At 59.9% G+C, this 24,388-nt stretch carries 11 protein-coding genes and 13 pseudogenes; 18 read left to right on the top strand and 6 right to left on the bottom strand.

From position 1 onward, the window contains the following. Positions 1–560: 560 nt before the first annotated feature. Positions 561–5,990, top strand: coding sequence for an alpha/beta fold hydrolase (locus ACZ89F_RS25410; RefSeq protein WP_476094743.1), 5,430 nt, complete (start codon positions 561–563; stop codon positions 5,988–5,990). Beyond that, positions 5,959–6,282, top strand: coding sequence for an acyl carrier protein (locus ACZ89F_RS25405; protein ID WP_476094741.1), 324 nt, complete (start codon positions 5,959–5,961; stop codon positions 6,280–6,282). Before ACZ89F_RS25410 ends, ACZ89F_RS25405 begins: the two co-directional genes overlap by 32 nt. A gap of 173 nt (positions 6,283–6,455) precedes the next feature. On the opposite strand, the pseudogene ACZ89F_RS25400 reads toward ACZ89F_RS25405, so the two are convergent. Continuing rightward, positions 6,456–7,109 (bottom strand): annotated as a pseudogene (locus ACZ89F_RS25400) (IS6 family transposase). Positions 7,110–7,313: 204 nt separating this feature from the next. Here ACZ89F_RS25400 and ACZ89F_RS25395 point away from each other — a divergent pair. The 3 genes and pseudogenes from ACZ89F_RS25395 to tnpC form a co-directional block, all read left to right on the top strand. Then, a pseudogene (locus ACZ89F_RS25395) lies at positions 7,314–8,105 on the top strand (IS256 family transposase). Further along, positions 8,056–8,250 carry a transposase gene (locus ACZ89F_RS25390; RefSeq protein WP_476094740.1) on the top strand — a complete coding sequence of 65 codons (195 nt, stop codon included), beginning with the start codon at positions 8,056–8,058 and terminating at the stop codon, positions 8,248–8,250. The pseudogene ACZ89F_RS25395 and the gene ACZ89F_RS25390 overlap by 50 nt, the downstream one beginning before the upstream one ends. A 697-nt stretch (positions 8,251–8,947) precedes the next feature. Next, positions 8,948–10,221: pseudogene (tnpC, locus tag ACZ89F_RS25385) on the top strand (IS66 family transposase); the annotation flags it as partial. A gap of 20 nt (positions 10,222–10,241) precedes the next feature. Here the strand turns inward: tnpC and ACZ89F_RS25380 are convergent. Both ACZ89F_RS25380 and ACZ89F_RS25375 read right to left on the bottom strand, forming a co-directional pair. Continuing rightward, positions 10,242–12,309 (bottom strand): annotated as a pseudogene (locus ACZ89F_RS25380) (recombinase family protein). A 591-nt stretch (positions 12,310–12,900) separates the two neighbouring features. Beyond that, positions 12,901–12,990 (bottom strand): annotated as a pseudogene (locus ACZ89F_RS25375) (transposase zinc-binding domain-containing protein); the annotation flags it as partial. Between the two features lie 585 nt (positions 12,991–13,575). On the opposite strand from ACZ89F_RS25375, the pseudogene ACZ89F_RS25370 reads away from it, so the two are divergent. The 9 genes and pseudogenes from ACZ89F_RS25370 to ACZ89F_RS25330 form a co-directional block, all read left to right on the top strand. After that, positions 13,576–13,751: pseudogene (locus tag ACZ89F_RS25370) on the top strand (transposase); the annotation flags it as partial. A gap of 235 nt (positions 13,752–13,986) precedes the next feature. Continuing rightward, positions 13,987–14,190, top strand: coding sequence for a UPF0262 family protein (locus ACZ89F_RS25365; RefSeq protein WP_476094738.1), 204 nt, complete (start codon positions 13,987–13,989; stop codon positions 14,188–14,190). A 198-nt stretch (positions 14,191–14,388) separates the two neighbouring features. Continuing rightward, a complete protein-coding gene (locus ACZ89F_RS25360) occupies positions 14,389–14,571 on the top strand; it encodes a hypothetical protein (RefSeq protein WP_476094737.1) in 183 nt (60 codons plus the stop codon). Positions 14,572–14,861: 290 nt separating this feature from the next. Next, complete coding sequence (locus ACZ89F_RS25355; RefSeq protein ID WP_476097375.1) at positions 14,862–16,223, top strand: aminotransferase family protein; 1,362 nt, start codon at positions 14,862–14,864, stop codon at positions 16,221–16,223. Between the two features lie 12 nt (positions 16,224–16,235). Next, complete coding sequence (locus tag ACZ89F_RS25350; RefSeq protein WP_476094736.1) at positions 16,236–16,751, top strand: N-acetyltransferase family protein; 516 nt, start codon at positions 16,236–16,238, stop codon at positions 16,749–16,751. A gap of 430 nt (positions 16,752–17,181) precedes the next feature. After that, positions 17,182–17,586 (top strand): annotated as a pseudogene (locus ACZ89F_RS25345) (adenine nucleotide alpha hydrolase family protein); the annotation flags it as partial. 83 nt (positions 17,587–17,669) lie between these two features. Next, positions 17,670–18,614, top strand: coding sequence for an IS630 family transposase (locus tag ACZ89F_RS25340; RefSeq protein ID WP_476097374.1), 945 nt, complete (start codon positions 17,670–17,672; stop codon positions 18,612–18,614). Positions 18,615–18,620: 6 nt separating this feature from the next. After that, a pseudogene (locus ACZ89F_RS25335) lies at positions 18,621–18,806 on the top strand (hypothetical protein); the annotation flags it as partial. Between the two features lie 13 nt (positions 18,807–18,819). Further along, positions 18,820–19,240, top strand: a pseudogene (locus tag ACZ89F_RS25330) (adenine nucleotide alpha hydrolase family protein); the annotation flags it as partial. 311 nt (positions 19,241–19,551) lie between these two features. Here ACZ89F_RS25330 and ACZ89F_RS25325 read toward each other — a convergent pair. Next, positions 19,552–19,731 (bottom strand): annotated as a pseudogene (locus ACZ89F_RS25325) (electron transfer flavoprotein subunit alpha/FixB family protein); the annotation flags it as partial. A 15-nt stretch (positions 19,732–19,746) separates the two neighbouring features. Continuing rightward, a complete protein-coding gene (locus ACZ89F_RS25320; protein ID WP_476094734.1) occupies positions 19,747–19,887 on the bottom strand; it encodes a hypothetical protein in 141 nt (46 codons plus the stop codon). Between the two features lie 466 nt (positions 19,888–20,353). Between ACZ89F_RS25320 and ACZ89F_RS25315 the strand changes: the two are divergent. Together ACZ89F_RS25315 and ACZ89F_RS25310 are read left to right on the top strand one after the other, a co-directional pair. Beyond that, positions 20,354–20,659: pseudogene (locus ACZ89F_RS25315) on the top strand (transposase); the annotation flags it as partial. Positions 20,660–20,864: 205 nt separating this feature from the next. Further along, a pseudogene (locus tag ACZ89F_RS25310) lies at positions 20,865–21,676 on the top strand (IS3 family transposase); the annotation flags it as partial. Between the two features lie 294 nt (positions 21,677–21,970). Here ACZ89F_RS25310 and ACZ89F_RS25305 read toward each other — a convergent pair. After that, complete coding sequence (locus tag ACZ89F_RS25305; protein WP_476097373.1) at positions 21,971–22,228, bottom strand: transposase; 258 nt, start codon at positions 22,226–22,228, stop codon at positions 21,971–21,973. Positions 22,229–22,378: 150 nt separating this feature from the next. Here ACZ89F_RS25305 and ACZ89F_RS25300 point away from each other — a divergent pair. Together ACZ89F_RS25300 and ACZ89F_RS25295 are read left to right on the top strand one after the other, a co-directional pair. After that, positions 22,379–22,606: pseudogene (locus ACZ89F_RS25300) on the top strand (integrase core domain-containing protein); the annotation flags it as partial. Positions 22,607–23,160: 554 nt separating this feature from the next. Beyond that, positions 23,161–24,240, top strand: a complete 1,080-nt coding sequence (locus tag ACZ89F_RS25295) for a lysine-2,3-aminomutase-like protein (protein ID WP_476094732.1) — start codon at positions 23,161–23,163, stop codon at positions 24,238–24,240. Positions 24,241–24,388 lie beyond the last annotated feature (148 nt).

Raw genomic sequence — 24,388 nt, 5'->3', positions numbered from 1 at the left:
CCCGCTGAGCGACTTTCGGATACGCTCATTCGAGTTTTTGTCTGGCGACCGAACCCACGTCAGCCGCCTGATCATCGAGAAGCCCTACGAACTCGAATGCGTCATGGTCTTCGATGATGGGGGCAATAGCGCAGACTCTGGGTGCGTTGGCCTGTTCGATAGCCAAAGCCCGCATAGCGGCGAGGTGCAGGTTGTGCCTTCAGCCACGAGACCGCGCCCCACCCCTTTCACACCCATCCTGCCTATGGGAGGAGCTGTCACGAACCTGGATAGACAGACCGCACTTGAGGAAGCCGCACTAGAACGGTTTCGTTATCGTGAGCGCTCGCAACGGCTATGCGGGCGGCCAGATACTTTGTAGATTAGGTGCGATATCTACAGAATACGTCACTGCGCTGCGGCGTATAAACTGTGGGCCTTCCTTGAGGAATAGTATGCAAATTACTTCGTTCCACATGTCTATGCAGAAAGATATACATCAGACAAGAATATGTGCAAATCAATAACATCCGCTTAGAGATGGTTATTTCGGGCGGAATCTTAATGGAGTAGTTTGAGATATGGAACAAATTCCTGGTAAAGCCAAACCGCTGCTTAGCGTCGTAAAGAGTTCACTTGATCCGTCGTATCGGATAATTTGTTTCCCTCATGGAGGTGGCAGTATACAGTCATTCCGTAATTGGTCTGAATATCTCCCCGACGACGTTGAGCTTATTTGCCTGGATCTTCCCGGGCGCGGCAAACGGTCAGCGGAGACCGCCATCCGCAGCATGGACGTACTGGTACCCATGGTCATTGAGGCGCTCCAGGCGTACAGCGGTATGCCTTTTGTTTTCTTCGGTCATAGTGCAGGTGCCCTCGTGGCCTACGAGATTGCCCGCTCCCTGGAGAAGGCCGGTCGGCCATCTCCCTTCCATGTTGTCGTGTCTGCTCACCCGTCGGCGGATCTGCCCCCGGATGAGCCGCCCATGTATAGATACACGGACGACAAGTTAACCGATGTGATCCGTATCCTTGGCATGGTCCCCAAAGAAGCGCTGGCAAATGAGGTACTCCTACAGGACTTCATTTTGCCACCGCTGCGGGCCGACTTCGAACTTGTGGAGACCTACGACCGGAACTTACCAAGGCCTCTCGGCGCGGCAATCACCGCGATGGGGGGAGTTCAAGACGAAATGATCAATGCCGATGACCTAGACGAATGGCGTCGGCTTACAACGTCGCGCTTCGCCCGGATTATGTTTGATAGCGATCACTTTTTCACCCATTCCATGACAGAGGAGGTGGTGTCTAGCCTACTACGCGAAGTTGGCGAGGTGAAGGGACAACTTCCAGCTTCCATCCAACACGGCGAGGTCTTCCCCTATACTAACCTAACGCTGCATGAGCAATTCCGCAAACAAGCGGCTCTCACCCCCGACAGTCCCGCCGTCGTGTCAGAGGCTGCGACCATGACATATCGTGAGCTCGACGACCTGAGCGAGGTTCTGTCCAGGCACCTCCTCGGACATGGTCAGAGCCAAGGTTCGCGCGTCGGTATCTTGATGGATACTTCACCTGAATACGCCGTCGCGATGTTCGGTATCCTTAAGACAGGGGCTGCTTACGTCAGGCTTGACAAGGCGCAGCCCATGGTTGCGCTACTGCGGATACTTGAAAAAGCATGTGTTGAAATCGTTATCACCAACAACCGTTTCGCAGCTAAGCTTCCGCCTGACTGGTCTGGTATTGCGCTGTCGCTGGACGAGGGTTGGGAAGCACAACTCGGCAAGGCCAGTCCGGCCAATCCGCACGCGGTGGATCTCGATGCGCCGGCCCAGATTGGATTCTCGTCTGGCACGACTGGCGAACAAAAAGGGGTCGTCTGCCCTCACCGAAGCGCTGTATCCTCTTACCAGTGGCGCTATTGCGCGCTGCCATATGCGCCTGATGAGCGGGAGGCGGTCAATATCTTCTTGGAGATAATGCGCCCAATCCTCGCCGGGATTCCAGCCTATCTGATCCCTGACGACGTTATCTACGATCCGCACCAGCTGGTCGACTACCTGGAACGAAATCGAATTTCGAGAATATTGCTGACCCCTTCACTGTTGGATGTGGTTCTCAGCAGCGGCTTGCTTGACGTCCCCTCCCGCCTTCCGGATCTCCGATTGATTTATTTATCAGGCGAGGTGTTAACAGCAGCGTTGCTTGCGGGTGTGAGAGATGCGCTGCCCCACGTCAGAATCATCAATTACTACGGCGCAATGGAGGCACATGATGTTACACATATTGACTTGAGCGAGATCGATCCTGCGAAACTACAAAAGGTCGTGCCGGTCGGTCCGCCTCAGCACAACGTCAGTGTCTATATCCTCGGGGAGCAACGCGATCCCGTCCCACTGGGCTTCTTGGGCGAAGTCTTCGTCGGCGGCGATGTCTTGGCTCATGGATATCTCGACAGCCCGGAGATGACACGGGAAAGGTTCTTTCCGGACCCGTTCCGAGCTGGTGGCACGATGTTCCGCACCGGCGATCTTGGCCGCCTGCTGCCCGGTGGCCAACTGGAGATTATCGGGCGCTGCGCTTTCATGGTGAAAATCCGAGGTTTTAGCGTCGTGCCCGGGTCGATTGAAGCTGCTTTGCTTCGGTACTCCGGAGTCTGCTCCGCCGCCGTGTTGCCGGAGCTCGATGCGACGACCGGCCAGCCTGATCGACTGATCGCCTATGTAGTCTTGCGCAACGGGTGCAAGGGCTGGGAGGCTGCGTTGCGAGCGCATTTGAAGTCTGAGCTGCCGCACTACGCGATGCCGTCAGAGTTCGTTGCCTTGACGGAATTGCCCATTGCGGCCAACGGGAAACTTGATCGGTCGCGCCTCCGCGACCTCGCGAAAGAGCCGTGCCCCCCAGTGAAAGGTGCTGACGAGGTCGAATCGGCACTTCTCGCAGCTTGGCGCGACCTCCTCCCGGCTGAGGCTGCCGATCCGGGCGACAACTTTTTCGACTGCGGCGGACACTCCCTCCTGGCTGCGCGTCTCTGCACGCAACTTCGCAAAAGTCTGAAGGTGGACCTCCGCGTAGTGGAGGTCTTCCTCAACCCGACCTTTAAAGAACTCGTGGCTCTTCTCCGCAAGCGCGGCGGCGAGCAGGAACGTCCCCAAAACCGGAAGCTCTCCAAAACACCGCCAGTCCCGACGGGCAGGGCGCAGAGTAAGGCGCTCGAAGGGCGACGCGGCCCCGGTATGGACATTGCGGTGATTGGTATGGCCGCGCGTTTCCCCGGCGCGGAAACAGTCGATGCACTGTGGGAAAACCTCTGCCAAGGAGTCTGCTCGATCGCCCCGCTCTCCGAGCAGGAGCTTAAGGCCCGCGGCATTCCGGAGGCTGTCCTGAAGCGCTCCGATTATGTGCGCGTGGGCGCGCATCTCAACGATGTGGACCTTTTCGATCCGGATTTCTGGAACCTTTCGAGGCGTGAGGCAACGTTAATGGACCCGCAGCATCGCCTGTTTCTCGAGTGCTGCTGGAAGGCACTTGAGTCGGCCGGGTATGCGCCGACCCAGCATGAAGGCCGGACCGGAGTGTTCGCAGGTTCTTCTTCCCCACTCTATCTACTGCACCATTTGAAGGGCGGCCTCAGCGATCCCACCAACGCGCCGCTAGCTTTCCTGACGGAGCTCGGCAACGAGAAGGATTACCTTGCCTCGCGCGTGTCCTACATGCTGAACCTTAACGGCCCAAGCATTGCGGTGCAAACCTCATGCTCAACTGGGTTAGTGGCGATCGCGGTCGCCGCGCAGTCGCTCGCGGCCGGCAATTGCGACATGGCGCTGGCAGGCGCCTCGAGTATCACCTTTCCTCAAGCGGGGTATCAGTTTGTCAAGGGCTTCATTAATTCTTCGGACGGCGTGTGCCGAGCCTTTGATGCCGATGCCAGTGGCACTGTGCTCGGAGATGGCCTAGGGGTCGTCGTTCTCAAGCGCCTTGAAGACGCGCTTGCGGCGAACGACCCGATCCACGCGGTGGTAAAAGGATGTGCCATTAACAACGATGGCCGCGCCAAATCGTCCTTCTCGGCGCCTAGCGCGCGAGGCCAGGCCGAAGTTGTGCGTCTAGCACTTGCCTCTGCGGCGCTCGGCCCTGAAGATGTGGAATATATCGAAACTCATGGGACTGGCACCAAGATCGGCGACCCGATCGAGGTTCGCGCTCTGGCAGAGGTTTTCGCGGGGCAAGAGAAAACGGGCAATGCCTGTGCGCTGGGGTCCATTAAACCGAATATCGGCCATGCCAACATCGCCGCAGGGGTCGCGAGCTTTATCAAGACAGTTCTTACCCTTCAGCATGGAGTAATCCCCGCGACCATCAAAATCAACCGGCTGAACGAAGATCTCGGTTTGGAAGACACGCCCTTCTTCGTCAATGAGCAGCTCAGACCCTGGCCCCGTCCGCAGGGACGTCTCCGAACTGCCGGAGCCACATGCCTCGGTATCGGCGGAACCAACTGCCATGTCGTGCTGCAGGAATGGAACAGTGACAACGCCAGGGCTTGGCCCGGATCGGTCTCGCGGGGATCTCACGCCCTTTGCCTATCGGCAAAGACACCCTCGGCGCTACGCCGGGCCTGCCGGAATCTAGCCGTGTTCCTGCGGCGCAACCGCGATATCGATCTCGGTGACGTCGCCCACACGCTGCGCGTGGCGAGGTGCCAATTCGATCATCGAACCGTCGTTGTGGCGCGCAACTTGGACATGGCCATCGCCAAGTTAGAAGAAGAGGGGGATCGTGCGGCTGATCGGGCCCTTTCCTCGCCGTCGATTGGGTTCATGGTGCCGGGCTGCGGAGTGCAGCACACGCGCATGTTCAAGGAACTCTTTGATCACGTGCCAGACTTTCGCAATGCTTTTCTGGCTTGTGCCGCCGCTAGTCGCCGGGTTCTTGATCGTGACCTGGAGACGGTCATGTTTGGGGAAGACGACGCATACCGGACGGCTTCCTTCGAAGAAATCAATGTCATGATTTTCGCCGTGCAATACGCCATGGCGCATTTGCTAGAACTGTTTGGAGTGCGGCCCGGTTATCTTGTCGGACACAGCATGAGCGAATGCGTCGTGGCCACCCTAGCGGGCATTCTAAAACTAGAAGATGCTGTTGGGTTGACGGTCGTTCGGAGCCGCGCGATGACGAATCTTGGTGTCGACGGTGCTATGCTTGCGGCCGGATGCGGCCCAGACGGGGCTGAGCGTATTCTCACGGAGGACGACTGGCGTGATCGAGCTGAAGCTGGCGAGATCGGCGTCGGTGTCGTGAACTCAAATACCGGCGTCGTGTTCACCGGCAAGCGGGAACTTCTGGAAAGGTTTCAGGAAAGTCTCGAACAGCGACAGATCCCCAACAACCTCCTTAATTCAGCTGGTGTCCCCAGCCATTCTCCGCTGATGAAACGAGCGACTGACATCATCGACGCGCAGGTCCGCAAGCTCGAAAAGGGTCTGCCGAATGTCGCCATAGCTCTGAATTCAGGATCTCTGCATGACGTGAAAGTACCCTTGCCGGAGAGCCACTGGAGTGGGCACGCGACTGAGACTATCCGATTCGATCGCTCTATCCAGACTATGGTCGCGGCTGGTGTAACTGCACTCATTGACCTTGGCCCGTCGCGCAATCTGGCACGTTTCGCACATGGGGCGATCAACCCGGAGGATCGCAAGACCCGAATTCCATCGATTGTCCCAGCCGCGCGCGACGAGAACGATGAAGCGTCCACTGACCGCCATGTCCTTCTGGAATGCCTTGGGGCACTGTGGGCCGCAGGTGTTGCGGTGGATTGGAAACGGGCAAGTGATCAATTGGAACCGTTCGGTACTCGGCGTCGCATTCCCCTTCCAACGTACTCATTCGACGGTCACCGATGCTGGCCGGACGATCAGCCTGCGGTTCCGCGGCAGCCCGGGGAGCGCGAGCCGCAAAGGGGAGGAAGTGTTCACGACGCCAGTCGGGCAGACAGATGAAGAGAAAATATCTCTGCCAAAAGAAGAAGTCGAAGCCGGAAAGGATAACGTTTTGACAGATCCGAGGAGCTTTTTCATTGATGAAGTCAGGAATCTTATGGGCGACAAAGAAATAGGCTGGAGCGATAACTTCTTTGATGTTGGTGGAGACAGCCTTATCGCAGCAGAACTCCAAGCCCAATTGGAGAAAAGCGACTGCTGGAGATCGCCGCAATTGGAGGATATAATTGAGGCGTCGACGTTCGGCGACCTGTATGATCGAATATGCAGACGTAACCACCCGTCGCAATAACGACCTCAAACTGGCACTGTAAAGCTATCAGCGGATTGATGTGTCAAACGGCTTCCAAAACTGACGCCGGACCGACGTCCAATTTGCCTCGGACTCACTTTTGGTGAAATCGCGGTGTCGCTCACGTTGATTCAATGAGGAGAATCAACAGCATGGGCCAAATGCTCCCCACGTCAGGGTTTGTCCCGCGCGGGTTCGTCGTCGAGGCGACCGCGTTGGACGCGGTGGGCTTGCTGATTTCGGCGCGTCCGCGGGCGCAGACGGCGATCTGTCCGGGTTGCGGACGGCCACCGATCGAGTCCACAGCCGTTACGAGCGGCGTCTCGCCGATCTGCCGATGAGTGGGCAACGGGTCCGGATCGTGTTGACCGCATGAGTTCGTTCTTTGCCGCGCCGTATGAACGAAGCTTGTCTGTAATCATGACGCGTGGCGCGATGCCATGTTGCTTGAGCAGCTTTCGCAGCAGCCTCGGCGCAGCTTTACGGTCTCTTCGGCTTGCACAAGGGCGTCGAGAACATGGGCGTTTGCATCGACCGCTCGCCACAGATAGTGTTTCCTGCCCTTGATGGAAACGACCATCTCATCGAGGTGCCATTTGTCGGCAAAGGCGCCTTTGAACATCCGTCGGATCTGGCGGACATATGCGGCTCCGAACTTGCCTGCCATTCGCCCAAGGTCTGGAAGGAGACGCGATGCCGCGAACGGCGAGCATGTCCTCGATATGGCGAAGGCTGAGCGGAAAGCGGAAGCAGAGCTACACCGCAGGGCTGATGATTTCAGCCGGAAAGCGATGGCGCTTGTAGAGATTGAGTTGCGGGGTCGGCAGGACGTTCGGTCATGACGCTACCCACGACGCCAACCTTCACGCCGACTTAAGGCGACGGTACCGTTCGCAGTACTGTCCGCATTCAGATAGTGTCCTGAGGTTCTGCAAAAAGCTCTGGAGAGAGAACAGCCTTGCCCTGAGGCGAGGCGGCCATGGCACGCTGGTGACGTTGCGATCACCGATTCCCGTGGAAGGGTAAGTGCCATGACCAATCGAGAAGTTAGACTGAGCAGAGGCGAGTTGAAAGCGTTTCTGTTGTCGGATGAGGATGGCTTTCGCAAGGTATTGCAGACTGTGGTGCAGGAGGCTTTGGAAGCCGAGATGACGGAGGCGATCGGGGCCGAGAAAGGCGAGCGGACGACGGAGCGGTTGGTTACCGGTCCGGCTATTACGAACGCAAGCTTGTGACGCGGGTTGGCGTGCTGGAGCTTCGGGTTCCGCAGGATCGGACCGGCCGGTTCTCGACGGAGTTGTTTGAGCGTTATCAGCGCTCGGAGAAGGCATTGGTGTCGGCGCTGGTCGAGATGTACGTGCAAGGCGTGTCGACCCGGAAGGTCAAGGCGATCACCGAGGAGCTGTGCGGCCATTCCTCGGCCTCGACGGTGAGCCAGGCGACGGCGCGGCTGGATGAGGCGCTGAAGGCGTTCTTTGAGCAGCGGCTTGCCGAACCTTATCCCTATCTCATTTTGGACGCGCTACGAGCGGGCGCGCGAGGCCGGCGTGATCGCCAGCCAGGCGGTGCTGGTGGCGATCGGGGTCGACTGGGAGGGCCGGCGCCAGGTGCTCGGTGTCGAGCTGGCCAACCGTGAAAGCCATTCGACGGCGCGCGTTCGTGACAAGTAGCGCGGGCTCGCCGGCGTCGAGTTTGTCGTCTCCGACGACCATCCGGGGCTCAGGGCAGCGATCCGGGAAGTCCTGCCCGAGGCAGTCTGGCAACGCTTGTTACGTGCACTTCCTCAGAAGCGCGCTCAATTATGTGCCGCGCAAGGTCGATGACGACTGCCTGATGGAGCTCAGATGGTTCTATGACCGGCGCGACCTAGCCGAGGTCAAGCGCGACCTGGCGCAATGGATCGCCAATGGCAGGCCAAATACCCGAAGCTGGTGGATTGGGTGGAGAACAACATCGAGGAGACGCTGAGCGCGGAACATCCGGGTCAGCATATACACTGGGAACGGAAGCAATGAATCCCGCCGAGATCATTGCGCACGGGGTATGGCATTGTCTGGCGAGGCGGCGCGGTCACGGAACTTGAGGTCAAGATGAAGGTAGATGGGTTGGCTTGACCAGTTCGGACTTCACGGGACACCTCCGCCAGAACCGCGGCGACGTCGTCGAGGATTTGACGCCGCAAAGCTGGTGACAGCGTCGCCCACAGGCTCTTGGGGTCTATGGTCATGACCTTCGAGACATTCCGCCATCGCGACAAGATCCCGAACCGCCTCGACGCTCAATTTAGTCTGATTCGCGTCATCTACATACTTCTGCGTTGCTGCCACCGCGATCAGCAATGTTGATCCATCACGATGCTCGACTTCATATGATCGTGGAAAGTTGCCACCTCCATGCGCCACTCGGCGGATCAGGCGGAAGGATCGCCCGTAAAGCGGATGATGTGGCCAGAACCCGGACCAGCTCGCCCGATTTCGTCGGACTCACCAACAGGGATATTCCTGTAGGCCTTCGCTCGAAGGTCTCGACTGGCGGCGAGTCCACGAGGCGCGCCGGACTCGCGTTCCAGCCCAGGCGGGCTGACCCGCGACGAAGTGAATCAGCCTGGATTCCGCTGTCGCGGACTGTCGGCGAATATGGTCTGATCCGCTCATGGCGATGACGGCTGACCAGCTTCCTCCTGGCGCGCGACGTCGAGAATGCCGTCTGATTCAGATCATCAAGGAATTGCAGCGTCATCGCTTCGGCCGGCGTGCCGAGACGCTCCCCGAGGATCAATTGCTGCTGGGGCTCGAAGAGGCCGAACAGATCGAGGCCGCCGGTGACGAAGAGCAGGCACAGACCGCTCTTGGCGAACGTCAGGCGCCTGTCGCCAAGCGCAGGGCGAACCGCGGCGGGCTGCCACCCCATCTGCCGCGCGTGGAGATGGTCGTCGACATCGAGGATCATGCCTGCCCGTGCTGCCGCAATGGCTTGCATCGGATCGGCGAGGACATGAGCGAGCGGCTCGACATCGTTCCGGCGCAGCTGCGCGTGATCGTCGTGCGCCGGCCCAAATATGCCTGCCGCGCCTGTAAGGATGTAATGGTTCAGGCTCCGGCGCCCGCCCGGCTGATCGAGGGCGGCCTGCCGACCGAGGCGACGGTCGCCCAGGTGCTGGTCTCAAAATATGCTGACCACCTGCCGCTCTATCGTCAGGCGCAGATCTATGCCCGGCAGGGCATCAATCTCGACCGGTCCACGCTCGCCGACTGGGTCGGCCGCGCCGCCTGGCATCTGCGTCCGGTGCATGAGCGGCTGCTTGGCAAGCTGAAGTCCTCGCCAAAACTCTTCGCCGACGAGACGACCGCGCCAGTGCTCGATCCCGGCCGCGGCAAGACCAAGACAGGTCAACTCTGGGCCTATTCCCGCGATGACCGACCATGGGAGGGGAGCGATCCGCCGGGCGTCGCCTATGTCTATGCGCCGGACCGGAAGGCCGAGCGTCCGATCGCTCATCTGGTGGGCTTTGCCGGAATCCTGCAGGTCGACGGCTATGGCGGCTATCGCGTGCTCGCCGACAAGAGCGGCGTGACGCTCGCCTTCTGCTGGGCACATGTGCGCCGGCGCTTCTACGAGCTCGCCGCGGCCGGTCCCGCGCCAATCGCCAGCGAGGCGCTGAGACGGATCGCGGAACTCTATCGCGTCGAAGACGACGTCCGTGGACGATCGGCCGAGCAGCGCCGTGTCGTGCGCCAGGACAGGAGCCGCCCGATCGTCGTCGAACTCGAACCATGGCTTCGCGAAAAGCTCGGGCTGATCAGCCAGAAGACAAAGCTCGCCGAGGCGATCCGCTACACGCTCTCGCGCTGGGAAGGCCTCTCGCGCTTCCTTGACGACGGCCGCATCGAGATCGACAGCAACACCGTCGAACGCTCGATCCGTCCGATCGCGAAGACTGATTCATTATGCACCTCCTTTCAAATGGCGGAAAACAGCGATTCCTGGTTGTCGTCGTGGATGCGACGCGGAGTATTGCGCGCCAAATCGGCCTTGATCCGTTCGTTTTCGAGGTCGCTGGCGCGGATCTGGTAGGGCGCGCCGCGCATGACTTGCTCGGCCGGCAAGAGGCCATCCCTGATGAACCGGCGGATTTTGACGTGCGACACGCCGAGCTTCGCGGCCGCATCCGACATGGTGAGCCACTCGCCATTCTTGTCGGAAGAGCGATAGCCGCTGATCTTGTGCACCGTGCGCAGCGATTGGACGCGACGCGCGGTCCAGGTCTTTCCCTGACCGGTCTGCATGCCCATGCGATTGAGTGTGGCAGCGATTTCGGCATCCGACCACCGGGTTGCCATGGATCGCATGATCGCCAGAGCCTCCTCAGGCGTACGCTGGCCATGCTCTCCGGATTTGGGCTTGCGAACCCGTACCTGCGAGTGCTGGCCTCCATGCCAGTGGGTGGTCAAGATCACGTCGCGCGCATCGTCATCGACATCCGCCACGATGTCCTTGATGAGCGCGCGCAGCAGTTGCTGACGACAGCGCATGTCGACACCCGGCGCATTCCAGGTGGCTTCGAGATCCTGGGCGAGGCCCGTGAAGTCCGGAACCGCGTCGACAGGCTCCACACACTGGACTTCGCTCAGCCGGGCCTCGCAGGTCTCCACGCGCCTGAGCGTGGCTTCCCAACTCCTCTCGAGCTGGGCCGCAATAAGCCGGTTCTCCAGGTCGCAAGCGGCATAGCGCCGCTCGGCGAGCGATGCCTCATAGCGCGCCTGCTGCAGGTCCATCTCGATCATCTGCCGCCGCTTGGCTTCGCTCTCCAGCTGCATCCGTTCAGCCTCCAACGCCGCTTCGATCGCCATCGGCGCAACCGCCTCCAGCGCTTCGCGGGCCACCGCCGCCTCGGTGCGAAAGTCGTTGAACGACATGCATCGCGCCTGTGCCATCATGAGGTTGCCGCGCTCGCAGCGATATACCGGATAACCTTGGCCGCGTCCGGCATACATGACAACCAGTCTTCGCCCGCATCGACCACAGGAGATGAGACCCGGGAGCAGCGCGCGACCGCCGCGGCCCGACTTGACGCCGCCGGCTTTGCCATAAGCGTTGGCCGCGAGCAGTTCCTGGTTTCGTTCGTACTCGCTCCATCCGATGTAGCCTTCGTGATGGTCCTTGAGCACCACCGCCCACTCGCTAGCCGGCTTGTAATGGCCTAGCTCTTGCGAACGCGGCCATCGACGATCTCAGTGCGCTTCTCGCTTTTACCATAGACATAGGCGCCGGCGTAGAATGGGTTCTTCAGGATCGAGATCACGTTGCGGTAGCGGATCGGAACCCAGTCGAAGGACACCATCTTCTTGCCGTCGGAGGGTCTGGGGAATGCACGCCATCGTCGATCATCGAGATCAGGACCTGGCGCGCGCTGCCGAGTTCGCGGAAGCGCGCGAATATCAGGTGAATGGTCTCCTGCAGGCGCATGTCGGGATCGAACCCGAGACCGTGATCGCGGTGCCAGACATAGCCGAAGGGCACGGAGATGCGCAGTTCTCCGCGCTGTGCCTTGGCGCGGGCGGCCTCGTACATGCGGGCACGCAGCACGCCGAGCTCGAACTCGCTGATGCTGCCCTTCATACCCAGCAGCAGGCGGTCGTTCGGCAATCCCGGATCGTAGACTCCGTCCAGATCGATCACGCGTGCATCGACTTCGCCGCACAACTCGAGCAGCCGATGCCAGTCCGGCTCGTTGCGCGACAGGCGGGACGCCTCCAGGCAAAGCACGGCGCCCACATGGCCGGTGCACAGATCGTCGACTAGGCGCTCGAAACCGGGACGCTCCACAGCCCCGCTTGCGGTTCGTCCCAGATCCTCGTCGATCACCTCTATTTTGCGAAATCCCCAACGCCGCGCGACGTCGACAAGCTCATACTGCCGACGCTGGCTCTCAAGGTTGAGCTGGACCTGCGCCTGAGTGAATTGACGCACATAGACGACGGCCTTGCGCTTGAGGACGGCAGTCGGAATCAGATTACCGCTCGTCATCGCAGCTCTCCTCCTCCGTTGCCACGCCGGCGGCGGCCATCAGTACGTTGGCGCCGGGCGATCACTATGGTCCGTTGGGCTGAACTCAGCCCGTTCAGCTTCTGCGAGTCGAGCGGCAAGCTGAGTTGGCGAACGACCACGAGAGATCGTGTCGGGGGTGGCAGGGTTCTCATGATGCGCCTCCGCGATGGGTGAAACCATCCGGAGAGCCTCGCCGGAAACGGCGTTCGATCAAGAGCTTGTTAAGCTCAAGCAGCGCGGCAAGCGATACGCGCGGGGGGCCCAGGTCCATCGCCGCGCAAGCCACGGGATCGATCATCCAGGCCGGAGCGGTAATGACATGACCGGGCGCGACGACGACATGAATGATCCGGCCGTCGGCGCGCTCTTCGCTGTTCTCGCAGCGAAGCCGACGTCCGAAATACGGGTGCCAACGGTAATGGACCTCGAGCTCCTGCCCAACATGGGCAGAATGACCCCGAGATGGCGCTCAACCGCAAGAACGCGCTCTTCGCAGGCTCTGACGGCGGCGCCGAACACTGGGCAGTCATCGCCTCGCTGATCCAAACCTGCTTATGCCGCGCGCGGCATAAGCAGGTTTGGACTAACCCGCTCCGGCCATTGCGCGCGGGCCAGTGATTGGCAGCGGGGACAATGCCGGTCGCGGCAGCTGTTGAGCGCGGCGGGCGGTGCACGACCGCCGAAGGGCCGGTCGTCACGGATATAATCTGTAGAAGTTTGCACTTGATCAGACAGTTGGCGTCTGAGAATGGTCGGTTTTGCCTGTCCGATAGGATCAGGCAGCGATCATTTTCTCCTTCGCCAGCGGGGCCGTGACAAGGAAGGAAGGCGACCCGGTAGAAACTCGTCCAGCACCGTCTTGTGGAGTAAGCGATGCGCCCAGGCACCTTGCAATAAGCCGATGAACATGGAGTTTGGGCCATGACATTGGAACATGCAAGGGGCGATCTGGTCGCCGAGCTAAGCGGCGGCGCGGCGGCCGAAGATCTTGCAACGGTGCCCGGGGCGCGTGCGGCAACGAAGGCTGTGGAGTTGCACCGAGAAGCGGGCGTTGGTCGACCTGGCGAGCGCGGCGGGGAGGTCGCTAAGCGTTCGGCGTAGCTCCACGGAGGACCGCCAGATCGAGGCCTTCATCGCAACGGGCCGTCAGAAGCATGGCGAGGCGGCCAGCGACGGCGGCAAAGCCGAGGGAGCGGAGGGCGAGCAGATCCGCGAGCGCTTGCGCCGGACGGATTCGGAAACCCCTATCGCTTGCGCAAACAGACCATCGAACCCGTCTTCGGCCAGATAAAGCACGCCCGCGGCTTCCACCAGTTCCTGATGCGGGGGCTGAACAAGGTTGCCGCCGAGTGGGCGATGCTATTACCGTCCACAACATCCTCAAGCTGGCAGGGGCGCAAAGATCGATGAAACCAGCCTGAACGGAGCAACCATTGTCACACAACTGCGGCCCGAGCGGAGCCAATCCAGCGTCCACGCCAAAACGCTTGCCGCCACCGATCGCCTCGGCAGGTCTTATTACAGAGGTCAGACTCCTAGCCTCCCAGGCGCGTGGCTGTCGCCGGACTAGTTTCGGGGGGAGCCACATCCTGGCGGAAGGAAGTTGGTGTTGCCGACGCACTAAAAGGAGGGTGTGCAGCCTCAAGTGATTTTCGCGTGACCGCAGTATCGCTGGATGAGTCTTTCGGCAGTCCGACGGAGTCAGATCGCAAGTGTGAGCAAGATGTCGCCATTTCCGACCTGCTCGACACCAATATGTTTGCGCCGGTCAATCATAGCGGCCGCCCTTACAGGCTCTCTCTTGCTCTGGTGGAGAGGTTACTGATCATGTCTGTAACATTGGGAGCGAAGTTAATATGATGCCCATAAATTCAGCGCGCGTTGCGACCATGCGGGCGAAGATAATGGTCTTTTAGCGGCGGCTACCATTGCAGTGAATTCCACTTTCCAGCACGGGATCGATCCCGATCGTTGCGCTAGACATGTCGGCGGTGGGCAACAAGTCCGCCTTGGTATTGATCCCGATCTAACTGCGCTCGGCAACATGTGGGCGGCGGGATGCATTTTGGCGCATCCGGCGGAAAGGGTGAGATTATGCATCTTTTTGCAAGCAAGATGCCCGGGACCTTCAACAACAACGTTATGACAATGGCGGCAGGAATTGCCGCAATGGGCGATGTTTTCACGCAGAAGCGTCCGCCAAAACTATTCGAACTCGGAGAGTGGCTTAGGGTTAAATGAATGGAATATGCGAAAACCTGGGGTGCCAATGCAGTTTACAGGGCTCGGGTCACTCGCTAGGGTACATTTCAGGTTTGATCGAGCGCCCCGAGGGTGGACGTCTTGTCGACCGTTTCATGCAGTCGCTCATTCCCCCAATTAATGGGCCGTATATATTCTATCTATTTGCTTCATACGGCTCGGTTGGGGAGAATGGTCATCGCGATCTAGGCCATTGGACAACAATTTCCACGGAGTTGGAGTTGCGAATTGCTGTCGCAGTCGATTTCAGACCAAATGCAGGTTCCCCCATGTTCGGTCATGCTTTGCAAACCAGCCCGTCTCATCTCTTTTATCAGTCAAAACCGCGACGACCGCTCGTTGAGCGAGCGGAGGGGATTTACATCTGGGATCAAAACCGGAAGCGCTACATAGACGGTTCAAGTGGTGCGATGGTTATGAACATCGGCCACGGTAACAAGCGTGTTCTTGATGCCATGCGGGACCAGATGGAAAGGGCGACCTTCGCCTACCGTCTGCATTTCGAGAACGAGCCGGCGGAGGAGCTAGCACGACGTACTTCAGGGCATATGCCTGGCGACCTAAAGAAGCTCTTTTTCGTTTCGGGCGGATCAGAGGCGATCGAGACCTGCTTCAAAATGGCCCGCCAATACACGCTAGCGATCGGTCAGACCACCCGCTACAAAATTATCTCGCGGTTTCCCTCGTATCATGGAGCTACCTTCGGATCGTTGGCAGTCACTGGGTACGATGCCCTCACAAAGCCTTTCGCTCCTATGCTCCAGGAGATGCCGAAGATAGCTGCGCCGACTGCATATCTTGACCGTGACAATCTCTCCATGGAACAGCGCGGCGAACGGTACGCCGACATGCTGGAGGAGAAAATTCTTTCCGAAGGCACTGAAACAGTGCTGGGTTTCGTAATGGAACCGATCGGTGGGGCATCCACGGGCGCCCTCGTCGCGCCGGACGCCTACTATTCGCGCGTCCGCGATATCTGTACCAAGTACGGCGTTTTGTTGATCCATGACGAAGTGATGTCCGGCGTCGGGCGCACTGGTCGATTTCTCGGTGGAGATCACTGGGGATGCGTCCCGGACTTGATCGCGCTCTCAAAGGGTTTCGGTTCCGGCTACATGCCGCTGGGCGCAATGGTTGCCAGCAACCAGATCGTTGATGCGGTACAGGCGTCTGGGGGCTTTCAACACGGGTTCACCTATGCCGGAAATCCTTTGGCATGCGCGGCGGGGCTTGCCGTCCTCAACGAAATTGAGCAGGAAGCACTTGTCGAAAATACTGCCACTGTCGGCGGCCAGCTGAAGGCTGAACTGGAACGGTTAGCGGAGCGATTTCCTTTCATTGGTGATGTGCGAGGGCTTGGCTTTCTGCTCGCCGCTGAGTTTGTCTCCGATCGCGAAACGATGGCGCCCCTGCCTAAGGAGTTGAACGCATATCAAAGGGCGGTCGATATCGCCTATGACCTAGGGCTGATCATCTATTCGCGCCGGACACGTGGGGGAGTTGATGGCGACCACATTCTAGTATGCCCACCTATGATCACCACGAAAGAACAAGTCGATGAGATCGTTGGTATGCTTGGTGCGATGCTCCTCCGATTGGCGCGTGAGTTGAACCTACCGATCTCGTCATGAAGAGTTTCCGCCATGGCAATTGAGAACGCAAACCTTACATATCGATTTGCATGCAAGGAAGATTGCGGAGCTATTCATGGCATCCTGCAACGGCTTGCTGATTCGTTAGGCCTCACGGCGCGCTTTCAAACAACCCTGCAAGATTTGGAGAGTTTCGGGTTCGGTCCAAATCCGCACTTCAAAGTTCTGTTTGCTGAGATTCAGGGAAAAACTGTCGGAATGTGCCTGTTCTTTCCCTACTACTCCACGTGGATTGGTCGTCCTGGATTGTATATCCAGGACCTCTTCGTCGATGAGCAGTACCGAGGCGAGCGGATTGGCGCGCGACTTCTCCGTCAGGTCGCGCGCATTGCGCGCGAAGGGAGCAGCACGCACATGCGACTTACCGTCGACGACGGAAACGACGGTGCCGTAAAGTTCTATCAGCGCCACGGTTTCATTCCTTCCACCGATGAAACCACGTTCAAGCTGGTTGGCGCGCGATTTGACAGTTTTTGTGATTTTGAAGACTGTGGTTGCTTAGGCTGACTCAAGAACATGTCATCAGACACGAAGCGGCAAGACAACCGCGAACGGGATAATCCGCGCCCAGAGATTTTGTGCTGAAATTAGTGCTCAGCAAAGGGAGCGGAACCTAGCTTAGCTAATCTAGCTGATGCCTAAAAGAACCGGCGAGTTATTAGGTCTCCACCCCTAACCGCCACGGGGTCGCCCGATGGGGCGGGATGTGAACGCGTATCTCCCTGTTGTACTTGGGGAGGCTGATTCAGACACTCAGTTCGCCAGGATTGTTGCTTTTCAAACCACCGAGCCTACGCTGGGTGCCGTGCGAGTTCACGCCCCAATTTGGTCCGACGATGCTTAAGTCGGCTACGTTACGTGGTTGGGCCAGCACCAGATGGGCACGGTATTAGTGCTATCGCTAGAGTATTCGGAAGGCTGGGCAGGCCGGCTCGTGCCGCAGCAGGCACAGGAGACCTTGCGCAACGCGCTCGCCACGGGCACCGATTGCGCCACCCGGTCAAGACCGATGAGCAGACTGAGCCGCTGGGCGCCGCCAAGGTGCTGAAGCGCGTGGTCGAGGCGGAAAAGCCCGGTCTCGTCATTCTAGGCAAGCAGGCGATCGACGACGACTCCAACCAGACCGGCCATAGGCTGGCGGCACTTCTCGGCTGGGCGCAGGGCACCTTCGCCTCCAAGATCGTGCTCGACGGTAACAAGGCCACGGTAACGCGCGAGGTCGATGGCGGCCTGCAGACGCTGAACTGAAGATGCCGGCATCGTGACAGTGGATCTGCGGCTGAACCAGCCACGCTACGCGTCGCTGCCCAACATCATGAAGGCCAAGAAGAAGCCGCTAGAGCACGTCCTGTGATCGATGAATCGATTGTGATGTGACAGCTGCGTTTTGTGCTGATTCAACATCCACCTCGATGGAGGTGGACGATGGGAAGAGCATTGAGCGGGGATCTTCGATCGCGGGTTTTGAAGGCTTCGGGCGAGGGCATGTCGGCGCGGCAAGCGGCGGCGCGGTTCGGCGTGGGAGTGTCCAGCGCGATCCGCTGGGTTGCGCGGGCGAAGATCGGCGAACTGGCGCCACGCCCGCAGGGCCGCCGCCGCGCCTCCAGCCTCGATGCGCATGAAGCCTTCATCGTCGGGCTGATCGAGGAACGCAAGGACATCACGCTGAACGAGATGGTGGAGCGACTCGTCGCCGAGCAGTCGGTGCGGATCAGCCGCAGTGCCTTGAGCGCCTGGCTTTCGCGGCCACGGCTGGACATTCAAAAAAAGTCCGCGCACGCATTGGAGCAGAATCGCCCCGACGTGCTGAAGCGGCGCCGGGACTGGTTCGACGGCCAGCTCGATCTTGATCCGGCGAAGCTCGTGTTCATCGACGAGACCGGCCTCTCCACAAAGATGGCCCGCCTGCGTGGAAGAGCGCCGCGCGGCGAGCGCTGCCGGGCCGGCGTGCCGCATGGCCACTGGAAGACCACGACCTTCACCGGAGCGCTGCGGCTGACGGGCATGACTGCGCCCTTCGTCTACGACGGCGCTATGAACGGCAACGTGTTCCTGGCCTATGTCGAGCAGGTGCTGGTCCCGACATTGGCGGAGGGCGACGTAGTTGTCATGGACAACCTGCCCGCTCACAAGACCGCCGGCGTGCGCGACGCGATTGAGGCCGCAGGCGCGAGCCTGCTCTACCTGCCGCCCTACAGTCCCGACTTCAATCCGATTGAGAACGCCTTCGCCAAACTCAAGGCGCTGCTGCGAGCAAAGGCCGAGAGAACTATCAAGGCTCTGTGGGACTCGGTCGGCGCGGTGGTCGACCTCTTCACCCCAGCCGAATGTGCCAACTACTTCAAAGCCGCAGGATATGAACCGGATTAAACAGGACGTGCTCTAGACGAGAAGAGCCCGGCCGACTACGGCGCCGACGTCAAGCCGCGGCTGAAGGTGATCAAGACCGAGGAGCCGGGCGGCCGCAAGGCGGGCGTCAAGGTCAAGAGGGTCGCCGAACTGGTAAACAAGCTGAAAAAAACGAAGCCAGCGTGCTGTAAGGCCAGGAAGGGACAAAAATGACAATGCTTCTGATGCCGAACAAGACAACGCGGCGCCTTTCGACCAGACTGCCAAGGCGTTTTCGGCGACGCTACAGATCGGTTCGGAGACGATCGTCGCGCCGGCGACATCATCGGGCAAGAACGTCGCGCCCCGCGTGGCAGCCCTGCTCGATGTCGCCCAGCTATTGGAAATTATCGAAGTCGTGTCGCCCGACACCTTCAAATCTATGCCGGCAACGCCATCCAGACGGTGGAGTCGGGTGACGCCAAGAAGGTCATCACGGTGCGCACTGCTTCCTTCCAGGCAGCACTCGAGGGCGGTTCCGCGCCGGTCGAGACGGTTCAGGCGGCGGCCAATCCCGGCCTGTCGAGCTTTGTCGAGAACAAGCTCTCTGAGACCGTCCAGAGCTGACCTGCGTTCGTCTGATGCTCAGAGCCGAACCTGCAAGAGGAGATCGGCATGAGCGTTTATGCCGTCATAATCCGAAAAGGGGCCACGCGTTCAGCGAGCTGAACCGAATACCCCATCCTTCAGAGAAGCGGCTATGTTTCATGTCCTGGTTCTCTCGATGGGCCAGCACGAGCTTCAAACCGGATTAGAGCAGAGGGGCAAGGTCCATACTTCTCCTCTTTCTCAAGTTCTATTCAATCAGAGCAGACGGCCCAGGCGCCGTCTGCTCCAAATCCTGAGCGGCGTACTCTCAGGGACGATGCTCAGAAATACTGTTTGACGGGCTCCTCAACGGAGCGCGCGTCACGCGCTCTCAAATTGACCGGCACAATTCCAGCAGCGCTTCGAAGAGATCGGCGACGAGGCCACAGTCGGCGACCCTGGAAGATCGCGTCTCCTCGTCCTTGTTGATGGCGACGATCACCTTCGAATCCTTCATGCCGGCAAGGTGCTGGATGGCACCGAAGATGCCGACGGCAAAATAAAGGTCGGGCGGCGTCCGCTGGGGCTAAAGATTGGCGCCGTCACGCGCGTTCGGTTCGAGGCAAGGGTTCGACAGCTGGTCGGAGCGGATCGGCTGTTGCTGGGTATCTTTGAACCGCTCCTGCAGATGCACAGGTGTCTGCGCGAGAACCTGGCGGATCTGCACCGGCTCGTCCTGAGAGCGTTCGAGTGGATCCCATCTGCCGTCGCCTCATGACCATGCCTGGCATAGGACCCTACCGCGCTCACCTACAGGGCAACGATCGATGATCCTAAGCGGCGCAACAAGCCTCGGATGACGTGCTCGTTGGCAGTGGCCACGCCTTGACGGCAGCCTTCCGCGCGCGGTGAGCGTGCGCAGCCTCTGGCCGGCAGCGGACTTCAGATGAACTGCCTTTTGGGCACAATCTGTGCAAATCCCTTCGCGTCATTCCGGTCCGTCTTCAACGTCATCGCGCCCAGAGCCGCTTTGACATGTCGACTCTCGAGACACACGACAGGGAATCCCTCGTCGACAAAGTCTCCGCGATCCACTCCGATGTCGCACCGGCTTCCAAGCCAACGCGAACTAGATCGTCCCGCCATCACCGAAGTGCAGCCGTCACAGCATCCGGGTCACCGACCACCTTCCCCTGCCACAGCACTGCTTCCGCCGATCTAGGTCGGTCGGTGCGTATCTCGGCCTCACATCGCGAAGATACCAGTCTGAAGTCGACAGGGTCGGTCGCATCACCAAAGTGGGTGACAGTGAGACGCGAACGGCCTTGTCCCAGGCGGCCAACGTCATCCTGCGCCCGACGACCCGATGGACGAGCATGAAGGCTGGGGCAATGAAGATTGCCAATCGAGAGGCTGCCCGATGCGCGAAGGTCGGCCTGGCCAAACGAATGGCAGTAATTGACGAACAGGGATTTCCGTTGGTCGGCAGCTTAGGCTGAGCCGTCCACGGATTAGCGACGCTCGATGCAGGGCGCGGTCCGGACGAGTTCGCATGATCTGTCGTTGCCGGTTCCCGAGCACGCCGAAGAGCTTTGAACCGATCGGACCCACAGACACCGGCGGCTGCGTGCCGACCGCGAACAGAAGCAAAGAACCTGCATCAATCGTCACGCCTTGACTGGAGGACACCGAATACAGAAGTAGATCATCGGAATTTTGAAGAAGCATGAGGCCGGGGTGTCGGTTGCCGATCTGTGCCGCAAGCACGGGATCAGCCACGCCTCGATTTACAACTGGATGGCCCGCTTCGGCGGGATGGATGTCTCCGATGCTCGGCGACTGACGGCGCTGGAGGACGAGAACACGCGGCTCAAGCGGCTTCTGCCCGACGCCATGCTCGACAATGCCGCGTTGAAGGACTTGAGGGAACGAAATGGTGACGCCCGCGGCCAAGCGGAAAGCTGTCGCTCGCCTGAAGGAAAGCTTCGGGATGAGCGAACGGCGGGCGTGTAAAGCCATCGGCTGTTGCCGCATGACGATTTACTACGAGACCAGCAGGCCGGACGACCGCCAGCTTCGCGAGCAGATGTAGGCGATCGCGCAGGAGCGTCGCCGGTTCGGCTACCGGCGTCTTCTTGTGATGCTGAGGCGGGAGGGCCTGGTCGTGAATCACAAGAAGCTGTTCCGGCTCTTTCGGGAGGAGAAGCTTGCCGTTCGCCGCCGTGGCGGCCGTAGGCGGGCGATCGGGACCGGGGCGCCGATGCTGGTGCCGCTGAGACCCGACGAGAGCTGGTCGCTCGACTTCGTATCGGACCAGCTCACCGACGGGAGCCGCTTCCGCATCCTGGCCGTCGTCGACGACTGCACGAGAGAGTGCCTGGCACTCATCGTTTGATACGTCTCTCACGGCATGTGGGTCGCCCCACGAATTGGTCCGGCTCATCACCGAGCGCGGCCGGCCGAGGATGATCGTCAGCAACAATGGCATCGAGTTCACCTCGAACGCCATTCTCTCCTAGGCTGATCAGAACCGCGGCATTGTAGAATAGCCTCTTCGTCTCATTCGGCTGCTTTTTCCACAGCCTTCGCCATGGGAAGTCGCTGCTGTGTATGCAGCTTCCGCCTTCTCCATTCGGGATCGTTCTTCGGCTTGCTTGGCCGGGATGTTGTAGTCGAAGGCGGGGCCGCGCCTAGCATTAGCATGGCCCGTAGGGAGGCCGGCACGCAGCTCGACCGATCTGTACTTGCGGCGAGTAAGACCGGCCGGGCCCAGATGTAGTCGGCATTTTTGCTCAGCATGCGCCAGATGATCATCGCAAGCTTGCGCGCGGTGGCGACGGCCGCGATATGCTTCCCCCGACGCGAGGCGATCCGCTTGTAGAAGGCGCGCAGAGGACCCGGTTAGCGGCAGCCGCCCATGCCGCCTGGACCAGCATTCCCCATGCGTGCCCTCGGCCCTGCTTCGTTATGCGCCCGTAATAGGCTGGCCCCTCGCCGGACTGCCGCACGCTGGGATTGAAGCCAAGATAGGCGACAAGCCTCTGTGGATCGCTGAAGCGGCGGGCCAGATGATGTGCTCGAACTGTCAGTTCATCTGCATACGACGGCCTGCCCGCACTTGCGTGCTCCCGGTGCCCCGTGGCCCGGATGCGCCAAGCTTAACGAAACCTGACGACCGAACAAACGCTGCCACCGAGAACAACATGCCGGATATTGGCTTCATCAAAAGCTTTACCGGCCTACGTGCGATGAACTGCTCAACGAGACGCTGTTTACTTGGCTGGCTTAGGAGTGCGTAGCCATCGCTCCATCGCGCTCCGACTACAACACCGCGCGGCCGCACTCCCAAATCGCCTGGCAAACACCGGCCGCGTTCGCCACCACCTTAATCCGCGACTGTCGCGCTGCGGTATGCGAAAGGCTCCGCGCCAGCGCCCGTCGCTTCACCCGCCCAGCAGGGCACCACGCCGTATTCTCCACATGGTCAGTCTTCCGTCGGCACCTCGCCCCTCCCTCAAGCCAGAAATTCTATCATCAGTCTCGACCTGACTCGCCTACGATCCCACAAAAGTGCTGCCCATCATTTCGCGAAATGCGCGCCCATTATCCTCCGAAATCGCTGCCCGCCATCAACCGAAACAGCAATGGGCTTTGTAAGCACATAGCAACGTTGGTTTGCGACTATAAGCAGCGTTGAAGGGCTTTGCCCGATAAGCGGTAATGCAAAAGTTTGCAACAGAACTCAGCCATCCATGGAAAACGTTGGGTCCGACACCTCCTTGTCGGCTTTGTGGGTTAGTTTACGTGCTGCGCGGCTCGACGTCCTGCCGCACGCTCATGGAAGCCATTGAATAAGCTGCCGAACATTTCTTCTGAGGCACTTTCTGCGCAGTTGGCACGACTCTTGAAGTTCTCTCGTTGAGCGGCAGGAACTGCCGACTGGCATTCATGGCGAGAGAGATATCGCGGTCGCTGAAACGAAGGAAGGAAAGAAAGCAACATGTCAGGGCAGCACCATCAACTTAAGCCGATAAACGCTCGTCCCATCCGTACGCCGGCGGAGCTGGTTGAAACCGGCCTCGTCGCGGCTGAAGACCTTGCTGGTATCGACGCCGTGGCCGAGCGCTATGCCATCGCGATCAGCCCCGCCATGGCCGCGCTGATCGACCGGAACGATCCGAACGATCCGATCGCGCGTCAGTTCGTGCCGGCTGCGGCCGAGCTGAAAGTGACATCCGAAGAGCGTGAGGATCCCATCGGGGATCTCGCGCACAGTCCGGTCGAGGGCATCGTCCACCGCTATCCCGACCGGGTACTCCTCAAAGCCGCCCATGTCTGCCCGGCCTATTGCCGCTTCTGCTTCCGTCGAGAGATGGTGGGTCCGCAGGGGCTCGGCACCCTCTCGCCCGAGGCCATGAACGAGGCCTTTGCCTATATCGCCGGCCATCCTGAAATCTGGGAGGTGATCCTCACCGGTGGGGAACCGCTCATGCTCTCGCCCCGCCGCCTCGGGGAAATCATGCAGCGGCTGGCCGGCATCGATCACGTGAAAATCGTGCGCTTCCACACCCGCGTCCCCGTGGTCGAGCCGGAGCGGATTGACGAGGTTTTGGTTGCGGCCCTGAAGGCGAGCGGAAAAGTCGCTTATGTGGCTCTCCATGCCAACCATCCGCGCGAGTTGACGCCCGCGGCGCGCGCCGCCTGCGCCCGGCTCGTCGATGCGGGCATCGTCATGATCAGCCAGTCTGTGCTGTTGAAGGGCGTCAACGCTGATCCCGACACGCTCGCGGCACTCATGACCGCCTTCGTGGAGACGAGGGTGAAGCCCTATTACTTGCACCATCCGGATCTCGCCCCCGGCACGAGCCATTTCCGCCTGACCATCGAGGAAGGCCGCACTCTGGTCGGAGGCCTGAGAGGCCGGATTTCGGGACTGTGCCAGCCGAGCTACATACTCGACATCCCGGGCGGGCACGGGAAGGCGATGATCGGACCGGACGCCATTCGGCAAGTGGATACAGGCTGCTATATGGTCTCAGACTTCAAGAGCGGCAGGCACGCCTATCCGCCATCGGGTTAAACTTAATGATTTTCACGAAGGCGGTGTAACATTTTGGACGCGTTCGCCTTGCTTCCACCTCTTGGCCCAAGGATCTTCTGAAGCCGCTTCCGCTTGTTGGCGCCCCATCGGGCATCTCATCGCATGCTTGCGGCCGTAGAGCTCGTTC

The organism is Mesorhizobium sp. USDA 3734 (assembly GCF_056279665.1).
This window is presented reverse-complemented; position numbering and strand designations above follow the sequence as displayed.